9 protein-coding genes are annotated in these 8964 nt (G+C 54.8%); 7 read left to right on the top strand and 2 right to left on the bottom strand.

What is annotated here, in order from left to right:
• Nucleotides 1-466: fumarylacetoacetate hydrolase family protein (locus tag ABYT07_RS16625; RefSeq protein ID WP_372993155.1), on the top strand; the 466-nt coding region annotated here is incomplete at its 5' end.
• Nucleotides 467-805: 339 nt separating this feature from the next.
• Here the strand turns inward: ABYT07_RS16625 and ABYT07_RS16620 are convergent.
• Nucleotides 806-1966 (bottom strand): amidohydrolase, encoded by a 1161-nt coding sequence (locus ABYT07_RS16620; protein ID WP_372993154.1) that lies wholly within the window; start codon nt 1964-1966, stop codon nt 806-808.
• Between the two features lie 354 nt (nt 1967-2320).
• On the opposite strand from ABYT07_RS16620, the gene ABYT07_RS16615 reads away from it, so the two are divergent.
• From ABYT07_RS16615 to ABYT07_RS16605, 3 genes are all read left to right on the top strand, one after another.
• Nucleotides 2321-4744: an ATP-binding protein gene (locus ABYT07_RS16615; RefSeq protein ID WP_372993153.1), complete on the top strand. Its 2424-nt coding sequence runs from the start codon at nt 2321-2323 to the stop codon at nt 4742-4744.
• A gap of 548 nt (nt 4745-5292) precedes the next feature.
• A complete protein-coding gene (locus tag ABYT07_RS16610; RefSeq protein ID WP_372993152.1) occupies nt 5293-5598 on the top strand; it encodes an antibiotic biosynthesis monooxygenase in 306 nt (101 codons plus the stop codon).
• A 9-nt stretch (nt 5599-5607) separates the two neighbouring features.
• Complete coding sequence (locus ABYT07_RS16605) at nt 5608-6291, top strand: helix-turn-helix transcriptional regulator (RefSeq protein WP_372993151.1); 684 nt, start codon at nt 5608-5610, stop codon at nt 6289-6291.
• Between the two features lie 147 nt (nt 6292-6438).
• Here the strand turns inward: ABYT07_RS16605 and ABYT07_RS16600 are convergent, their stop codons facing one another.
• Entirely contained in the window at nt 6439-6693 is a 255-nt protein-coding gene (locus ABYT07_RS16600; protein WP_372993150.1) for a hypothetical protein, read from the bottom strand.
• 178 nt (nt 6694-6871) lie between these two features.
• On the opposite strand from ABYT07_RS16600, the gene ABYT07_RS16595 reads away from it, so the two are divergent.
• The 3 genes from ABYT07_RS16595 to ABYT07_RS16585 all read left to right on the top strand — a co-directional run.
• Nucleotides 6872-7876 (top strand): TRAP transporter substrate-binding protein, encoded by a 1005-nt coding sequence (locus tag ABYT07_RS16595; RefSeq protein ID WP_372993149.1) that lies wholly within the window; start codon nt 6872-6874, stop codon nt 7874-7876.
• A 70-nt stretch (nt 7877-7946) separates the two neighbouring features.
• Nucleotides 7947-8507, top strand: coding sequence for a TRAP transporter small permease (locus tag ABYT07_RS16590; RefSeq protein ID WP_372993148.1), 561 nt, complete (start codon nt 7947-7949; stop codon nt 8505-8507).
• On the top strand, nt 8504-8964 hold a 461-nt coding region (locus tag ABYT07_RS16585), incomplete at its 3' end, for a TRAP transporter large permease subunit (protein WP_372993147.1). The genes ABYT07_RS16590 and ABYT07_RS16585, both read left to right, overlap by 4 nt.

Below are 8964 nucleotides of genomic sequence, written 5' to 3'. Positions count from 1 at the left end.
GCTGGGCGTCGTTATTGGCGAACCTGGGTCCTATATCGACGAGGCCAATGCGATGGACCATGTCGCTGGTTTTTGCGTGATCAACGATGTGTCAGAGCGTGATTTCCAGCTGAACCGAGCAGGCACATGGGACAAGGGTAAAGGGTGCGACACCTTCGGGCCGACAGGCCCGTGGCTTGTGACGCTGGATGAGATCGCGGACATGGACAACCTCGATATGTGGCTGGATGTGGATGGCAAGCGGATGCAGACGGGATCAACCGCGACATTGATCTTCAAGATCCCGCACCTCGTTTCCTATTGCAGCCAGTTCATGAGCCTTAAGGCGGGCGATGTGATTTCGACCGGAACGCCACCTGGCGTGGGCATGGGACAGTCTCCCCAGCAATATCTGCATGGCGGAGAGGTTGTTACCTTGGGTATTGCTGGTTTGGGCGAGCAAAAATCAAAGGTGTTGCCAGCCTGATGGGACACCAAAGGCTCCGGCTCGATAGGCCGGAGTCATGTTACCTGCATTTGTGGTGAACGCCAGCATCCAAACCATCACTGATGTCGCTGGATGAATGTCGCAATCGCTTGAAGCGTGAAAATAGAAAGCGAAGGTCCGCAAAGCGCACCAAGGCAGCCATTTGCGCACGTGCAGCAGAATGGGGCTTTGTCCGCGTAGCTGACTTCGTACGTGATGCAGCGAACGGCAGCACATACGCGACCGGCCGTTCGTGGCTCAGGCAGCGGATGACCGCGAAGAGCCCAAACTGTCTCGCAGCGGATAGCTGGTTTTGGGAAGGCATAGGTTGCGATGCGCCTAAGCGGTTCCCAACAAATCTCGCGCGATGCGTTCAAAGATTGCGCTTCCGATCGGAATCAAATCATCGGGGAAATCGTAGTCCGGATTGTGCAAGGCCGCATGATCTTCGCCGGGCCCCAAGCACAACATCGCGGCTTTTGCGCCCCATCCAAATACGCCGAAATCCTCCGATGCACGCATTGGCACGCTCTCTTGACCGTGAGGAACACCGATTGCTTCCATCGCTTTGGTCGCGATATCATAGGCGTCTGCGTCATTTACCGAAGCCGCGAAATGGTCGTGGACCTCGAACACGACGCCAAGCCCGTATTCGTCTGCAACAGATGTGGCAAGGTTTCGTGCGGCGGTTTCAAGGCTTTCCACGCCAGCATCACCTGCCGCGCGCAGGGTGGCGAAAACCTCTGCTTCACCGGGGGCGATGCCAAAGGTTGGCTCTCCGATCTTGGCATGAGTGATTGTCACCAGACGAAATGCATCGTTGCGCGGACCGCCTTCGCCATGTCCCAGATTATCCAGCGCAGGGATCAGCTTGGCGACTGCTAACGCCGGGGAAACACCGTCCTGCGGGTCGGCGGCGTGGGCCGTTTTCCCGCTGAGCCTAACCTTCAGCCCCAGCGACGCACAGTTCATCAACCCCACACGGGTCGAAACGAACCCAAACGGGCTGCCGGGCTCATTGTGAATGGCAAACGCCCAGTCCGGCTTAATCTCGGCAAAGGCCGGATCAGCGACGACGGCCTTCGCACCGCTGCCGTCTTCTTCGGCGGGCTGAAACATCAAGATGACACGCCCTTGTGCAACGGGCTGGCGCGAGATCATACGGCCCAGGGCAAGCAGTATTGTCATGTGGCCATCATGCCCGCAGACGTGGCTTTTGCCACGGGTCTCCGAGGGCCACGCGATTACGTCATTGCGTTCCTCGATGGGCAGGGCATCAAGTTCAGCGCGAAAGAGAACCGTCGGGCCGTCCTTACCGCTGTCAAAGATCGCAGCCACGCCATGTCCACCCAGCCCTGTGAGGATACCCGTCGGGCGCATCAGTTTCACCGCAGCCACAATAGTCTTTGCGGTTTCCACTTCTTCGCCAGAAACTTCCGGACGGCGATGAAGAGCACGGCGAAACTCTGTCAATTCGATCAGGTCACTATTTGTCAGCATGTTTCGCTCTGCTTTCGAATTCGATTTACTTTATCACTGCAATACCAAATCGAACACCGGACCGATAGCAGGCCTCAAAAAATAACCTCTATCATTCCGAAAAACCATACCAGTCCGTCGTCAACCTTTTTGGCGCTCATGGCCTTTTTTTGCCTATGATAGAAAAAGGCTCGTCTGGTTGATTTTGTCATTCAACCTCGAATGTCGTAGATTTTTAGATGTCCTCGGAAAACCTGAAACACCATTCAAATAGTTCTCGCGACTTTTTTTGAAACCACAGTCAAACCAAAGAATATATTGGCTAATCCGGCTCAATGCCTTTAGAAAAAAGTGTTATTAAGGATAGCCCAATATATGAAATTCTTTCGCAAAGCTCGTTTAGATGTGATCGTTCCGGTTCTGGTTTCTTTGGTGATCTTCGCGGCATCGACGGTCCTTTTCGTAAACCAAAAAAGCAGCATCGACTCGCAGCTGTCACAGGAAACCCGCTTGGTCGGTTCAGATTTTGCCGCGCGGTTGCAAACCAATCTCGACGCGCGGCTGAAAGCGGGTAGGCTATTGGGACAGCGCTTTATTGCGACGGACGGTGTAGACATGCAGGCATTTCGCGCAGAGGCCGCGCTCACGCATGCGTTGTTCGAGGATTTTCAGGCCCTCAGCTGGGTTGATGCACAAGGTGTGATCAGGATCGTGACACCCGAAGAAGGCAACGCGGCCGCAATCAATCTCGACCTGCGCACGCTTCCGTTGCCCGCTCAGGCGCTTGCCCTTGCCGAAGATACCGAGACAATGCAGGTGACACCGCCGATCGAACTCGCGCAAGGCGGTCGCGGCTTTACCGCGTATGTACCTATAAACGGGGCCTTGGGTCGTCGGGGTTTTCTCAATATCGTATTCCGGTCCGAGCTGCTGTTTGCAAACATCTTGGCTGAAAGGGAAGTTTACCCATACGCCCTAAGTGTGATGGACAACGGCGCGGTCATCTTCCAATCATCAGAGACCGCAGTCCGTCCGGATATCGCCTACAACAATGTTGTCGATGTGGGGCCGCGGCAGTGGCAGGTGACAGTTGCTCCCACCGCCGCAGTCATTCAGCGGTCAAGCACATGGCTGGACGAAGCAACCATGGTTTTCGGTCTGTTGGCGTCCATCGTATTCGGCATCATAAGTCGATTTGCCATTGTTCGACAGAGATCAGTAGACGAAGTTGAAGCTCGGCTGCGCGACATTGCCGACAGCATCGACGACGTCGTTTGGGTGAATTCCGCCGATTTCAGGGAGACACGATATATCAATCCCGCATTCGAGAAAATCTTTGGTCACACCATGGAAAGCATTCGGAAAGACCCGACAATCTGGACGTCTTCCCTTGCACCCGAAGAAGCTGAAAAAATCAGTACCACGATCATGATGGTGCTCAAAAAAATCGCTTCCGGTGATGAAGAGCAAATCGAACGTTTCGAATACCCGATCTACAAGGTGGCGGGGCCGGACGGAATCAGCCGGGACATCTATGCACGCAGCGTTGCGATGCGCGGTGCACGGGGGCAAATCGACCGTTTTGTCGGAGTGGCCACCGACGTCACCGAGTTGCTTAGGACGCAAGAAGATCTCCGAAAAATCAATGAGCGACTTGTTCAGTCGCAGAAAATGGAATCCGTCGGGCAATTGACCGGCGGCCTGGCGCATGACTTCAACAATCTTCTCGCAGTTATCCTTGGCAATATTGAACTGATAGAAAAAACTGATTTCTCCGACGAGTCGCAAACGTTTCTGAGTGCTGCCAAAACGGCGACCCTAAGAGGGGCCGACTTGACCAAAAGCCTATTGAGTTTTGCCCGCCAATCGAGCCTCCAGCCGGCGAAGATCAACATCAACGAGATGGCGCGGGAGACAAAAAACTGGTCGTCGCGCGTGATCCCCGAGAATATCGAAGTCGAGATTTCGCTGCTGGCGGGGCTTTGGCAGGTTGAGATTGACCCGACACTCACCCAAAACGCCCTTTTGAACCTGATCCTGAACGCGCGTGATGCCATGCCCGGTGGTGGCAAACTGACAATCGAAACCTCCAATGTCCGAATTGATGAAGAATACAACACAGTTCGCGGTGAGGATGCGGAACCAGGGCGTTACGTGATGCTTGCCGTGAGCGACACGGGAATAGGTATTCCCGATCAGAACCAAGCACACATCTTTGACCCGTTTTTCACAACGAAACCGGTTGGGGCAGGATCAGGTTTGGGCTTGTCCATGATCCAGGGGTTCGTGAAACAATCCGGTGGCATAGTTCGGGTCTATTCGGAACCGAATGTTGGGACCACCTTCAAGCTGTATTTCAAAGCAATCAGCGGCGAGCGGGAGGCACCTGCGCTTGCAAGACCTAATGCGCGGCAATCCACGCAAACCGGTGCTCGAATATGTGTTGTCGAGGACGAAGAAGGGGTTTTGAAGGTGATCGTGAACATCTTGGCTAAGACAGGTTACCAGATCACCGCCGCGCACTCTGGTGACGAGGCCATGCAGATTTTTGACGAGGGTGCGACTTTTGATCTTTTGGTGACCGACATCGTCATGCCTGGAACCTTGCAAGGTACGCAGCTCGCCCGTGCCCTGCGAGAACGCCACCCCGACTTGCCTGTGGTGTTCATGTCAGGTTACGCCAACGAGGCCACCGTGCACGGAAACGGTTTGCGTCCGGAAGATATCCGTTTGATGAAACCCGTAAGCCGCGCCGACCTCGTTGCTGCTGTAGAGAAAGCTATCAACGCTGAAAAATAGCCCAATTTTGCGGTACCGCCTGAAGTTGCCCAGCGGAGCGATGTCAAGCCTGTGTGGCCGATTGGATCGCGTGCACCAGGCAACGTCACTTTGGAAGCTCTGGGTGAAATAATACCGGTCAGCAACATCCCGCGTCACAGTCTTGGGCCCGCGCGCAGCGAAGCGGAGGTTTGAAATTGACTTACTTGCCCTTCCGAATGCCTGATCTCTTTACATCCGCTGCAATACCGAATGCAAAATGCTGCCGGTGCAAAGGCCTTCTGCGTCAGCAATAGCTGCAACTCCACAAGCCTGCCTTGTCCGCAATCCGGGACTTTGTGCGTGATGCGGCGAACCGCAGCAAATATCAGACCGACCGTTCGTGCCTCGCGCAGCGGATGACCGCGAAGAGCCCACTTAAACGATTTTCTGTGTTGCAGCGAATGTCCTCTGTCGGGAAAAATGACTGCATCATGGCCGGAACAGTTAGTGGGCAGGGATCAACTGACATAAATTGGCAGTTGGGTTGCGTTAAGTCGGTCTCGTCAAGAAAATAGAGGAGATGAGACATGACAAAACATACAATCGAAACAGTAACTTTCAAACTGCTCGACGGCATCAGCCGTGAAGCTTTTGCCAAGGATGCCGAAGCCATTACCGATTTCGCCCGCGAGCAGGCAGGTTTTGTCTCGCGTCGCTTGTCGTGCAGCGATGATGGGCTTTGGATTGAGCATGTCGAATGGGAAACGCTTGATGCGGCCAGAGCGGCGGCAGCTCAGATCGGAAAAGAGCCAACCCTTGCGAAATGTATGAAAGCTATCGACGGGCCAAGCGTTGTCTTGCATCATACCACCCTTGAGATCAGCGTGAACTAAGGGGGCAAAATGCGTCGGAGCGACCGTCTTTCGGAGATCATAGAGATCGTTCAAGATGGTCGCTTGCACCTTGCCCGTGACATTGCTGACCGCTTGGAGGTCTCGGTGCGCACGATCTATCGGGATTTCGACACACTTGTCGCCTCGGGCATCCCGATAGAAGGTGAACGCGGCGTGGGATACATGCTGCGCGAGCCTGTGTTTTTACCACCGATGAACCTTTCCCTGACAGAACTGGAGGCCTTGCATCTGGGGATGGCTATCGTGTCCGAAGCCGCCGACGCCGAGTTACAGACGGCAGCGGCATCTCTTACCTCGAAAATCAACAAAGTGGCCACCGCCAATGGGACGGTCCCTAAAACTTGGGGGTTTGGGGTCTATCCCTTCGCTCAGGCGAAAATCGGCTTTGAGCATATGCCACGCATCCGCACGGCAATCCGCAACAAAGAAAAGCTGGGAATTTCGTATCAGTCCTTGGGCGATCAATCCTCTACTCGGGTGGTTTGGCCACTGCAAAATGCGTATTGGGGCCGTGTCTGGACAATGACGTGCTGGTGTGAAAGCCGTGACGACTTCAGATCTTTCCGAATTGATCGCATCACCGATTGTCATCGTACTGGCACCTACTTTGACGATGAGGGTGGCAAGCTATTTGCGAGATACCTTGACCAGGTGAATGTAGAATTGAGGTAAAAGACCCAAGAGTAGTCTTAAGACGTCCAGCGCTTGGTTCAGGACCGGTCATTGACGCAGCCGCGACGAAACGGCAGCTTTGTCCGCTTAGTTTTGTCCACCCTATCCCTCGTCAACGTCCGCTACTCAGCTCTGCCCCGCATATGTTTAATGCAAAACTTGACCATTCATCGCGATTTCGGCCCCATCGATCAGGCGCACCGCCGGTTTGAGGCTTGGATTTGGAAGCATTGCAATAGGGTCTTTGACGGCTGATGTCATCTCCTCCGACAGCCCTCTGGCCTTGGCCTGTCTTCGCACGCTCATGATGACACTCAAGCCCCCGAATCTTTGATTGGCGATAAACGCAAGGGTGCGCTGGCACCAAGCCAAGTCAGTAGTGTCAGCTACTGACGCACTCAAGATCGCAAACCTTTTCCCATGGCCGACGCGGCGGTTTTCATGATCTCGGAGACGCACCTCTTCTTAATTGGAGTTAGCGGCCTGAAATTTATAGAATATATTTTCTAGAATATTTCCTCTAATTATGGTTATGATTTGGATACAGACCAGAAAATGCTTCATGGGAGGAGCTACATCCATGTCCTTTAAATCCATCTTTGTCAGTGCAGCCTTGGCGGCCGGCATCATCGCTACGCCTGTCATGGCCGAGGAAGTGACCCTGCGCATGGCAACGGCCGCGCCATCAAAAACAATCTGGCAGCAGCAGTTTGACAAATTTGCCGCCGATGTCGCCGAGGAAACCGGCGGCAATGTCAAAATCGAGATTTTCTACAACTCCCAGCTGGGGCCGGGGAATACAGTCCTGCCGCAGGTGATGCGCGGACGTATCGACATGGGCGCGTTTTCGACTGCGGAAATCGCTGACCAGCTGCGCGATGCCTACCTGGTGAACATGCTCCATTACTATACCGACATGGATGAGCGCATGTGCATCCTCACCGCGGTTCAGGACGACTATCAGACACTGTTGAGCCCGACGGGTTTGCGCGTGCTGGACTGGTCCGAAGTGGGCTCGATCCAGCTTTCGGGTAAGACGGCCTTCACCTCGCCCGACGATCTGAAAGGGGTCCGTCACGGAGGCGCGGCCAACCCGATTACCAACCTGTATTGGGAAAAGATGGGTGCCTACCCCAGCATGGTCTCTGTGCCTGAGGCGGCATCGGCCATCTCAACCGGGCTGATTGATGTCTATCCGACGATTCCCGTTCTTTATATGTTTGCGGGCATCAATCAGGTCGCACCTGTGCTCTCTAAAATCGATATCGGCCTGCCCCCCGGTGTGATCGTGATCAACGAGCGCGTTTGGGAAGGTTTGTCGGAAGAAAACAAGGCCGGCATTGCCCGTGCGCAAGCGCGCAGCCCCTTTGCTGAACGCTCAGCAGCATTCTACGCTTTCGAAAACCAGCTGTTTGAAATGCACCGCGGCAACGGTGGCACTGTGGCCGAACCGACAGCAGAGGAAGCGGCGAAGTGGCGTGACGGCATCGACGCATATTATGCCGAAATCCTGAAGGATTCATCGCCTGAGGGCCTGAAGTTCTGGGACGAACTGGAAGCCGCGCGCGCCGATTGCGCGAAGTAAAGCGAGCCTGTGCTAAAGGTCGGGCGCGTATTTTGCGCCCGACGTATTCCCTGATCACAAGAGTAAAGCGATGCGCCAATTGTCTGCTGCCCCCCGCAAGGTCAGAACCTTTTTGGCTGTCTGGCACAGTGTTGAAGTCTGGATTGCTGTGCTGGCATTTTCCGCCATTGCATTGCTGCTCATCTATGATGTGGTATTGCGCGAAGCGGTCATGCCTTTGCTTGGTGGCATTGGCATCGACGGGCGCAGTCTTGTCCTTTACGGCTCTCAGAAGATCGCGGTCTATCTGCTGATTTTTGGCGCTTTTGCCGGTATCGGCATCGCCACATGGACGGGCGCGCAGCTTGTCCCCAAAGTGGGTGAGCGGGTCTTTCCCCGCGATTGGGACGTGTCGGCCAACCGCATCGCCGATATTTTCACCTTTGCTTTCTTGACTGCCGTGACGGTCATCGCAGCGATGTTTGTTTACGACACGTATCTTTCCGGTCAGCGCGGATCATCCGGTGTGAGCATTGAGATATGGAAGGTGCAGATCGCACTTCCCCTTGGCTTCGCTTCTGCCGCTATGCGCTATCTGGCCTTTGCAATCTGGCCGGACTTGCGTCCCGAAGACGGGGAGACCCTGGAATGAGCGCGCTTGTTCTTATCGCAATTGTAGGCCTGTTACTGGTACTACGCCAGCCGCTGCTGGTGATCCTGCTGGCCGCCATTGCCTATGCCCAGATGATTTGGGGCAGCGGGCATATCACCTGGATCATCGAGGATATGTTCGTGTCGCTGGACAAAGAACTGATCCTTGCAATCCCGATGTTCATGCTGTGCGGCGGCGTGATGACCAAGGGTACAACCGCGCGGCGTCTGATTGATGTGGCCCGCGCGCTTGTGGGGCACCTGCCGGGGGGGCTTGGCATTGCGGCGGTTCTCAGTTCGGCTATTTTTGCGGCGATCTCTGGCTCTTCGATCGTGACCATGCTGGCCATCGGCAGCGTGATTTACCCTGCCATGCGCGAGGCGGGCTATACGAACAAGTTTGCGCTTGGCACGGTGATGTCGGGCGGCACGCTGGGCATAATCATTCCGCCGTCGAT

Source organism: Sulfitobacter sp., from assembly GCF_041552635.1.
Taxonomy (GTDB): Bacteria; Pseudomonadota; Alphaproteobacteria; order Rhodobacterales; family Rhodobacteraceae; genus Sulfitobacter.
The sequence above is the reverse complement of the archived record's forward strand: the minus strand, read 5'-3'. Positions and strand labels throughout refer to the sequence as shown.

What these genes read in the sequence shown, in the direction of transcription:
- ABYT07_RS16620 (WP_372993154.1), bottom strand. Translation starts at nt 1,966, where the DNA reads ATGCTGACAAATAGTGACCTGATCGAATTGACAGAGTTTCGCCGTGCT.
- ABYT07_RS16615 (WP_372993153.1), top strand. Translation starts at nt 2,321, where the DNA reads ATGAAATTCTTTCGCAAAGCTCGTTTAGATGTGATCGTTCCGGTTCTG.
- ABYT07_RS16610 (WP_372993152.1), top strand. Translation starts at nt 5,293, where the DNA reads ATGACAAAACATACAATCGAAACAGTAACTTTCAAACTGCTCGACGGC.
- ABYT07_RS16605 (WP_372993151.1), top strand. Translation starts at nt 5,608, where the DNA reads ATGCGTCGGAGCGACCGTCTTTCGGAGATCATAGAGATCGTTCAAGAT.
- ABYT07_RS16595 (WP_372993149.1), top strand. Translation starts at nt 6,872, where the DNA reads ATGTCCTTTAAATCCATCTTTGTCAGTGCAGCCTTGGCGGCCGGCATC.
- ABYT07_RS16590 (WP_372993148.1), top strand. Translation starts at nt 7,947, where the DNA reads ATGCGCCAATTGTCTGCTGCCCCCCGCAAGGTCAGAACCTTTTTGGCT.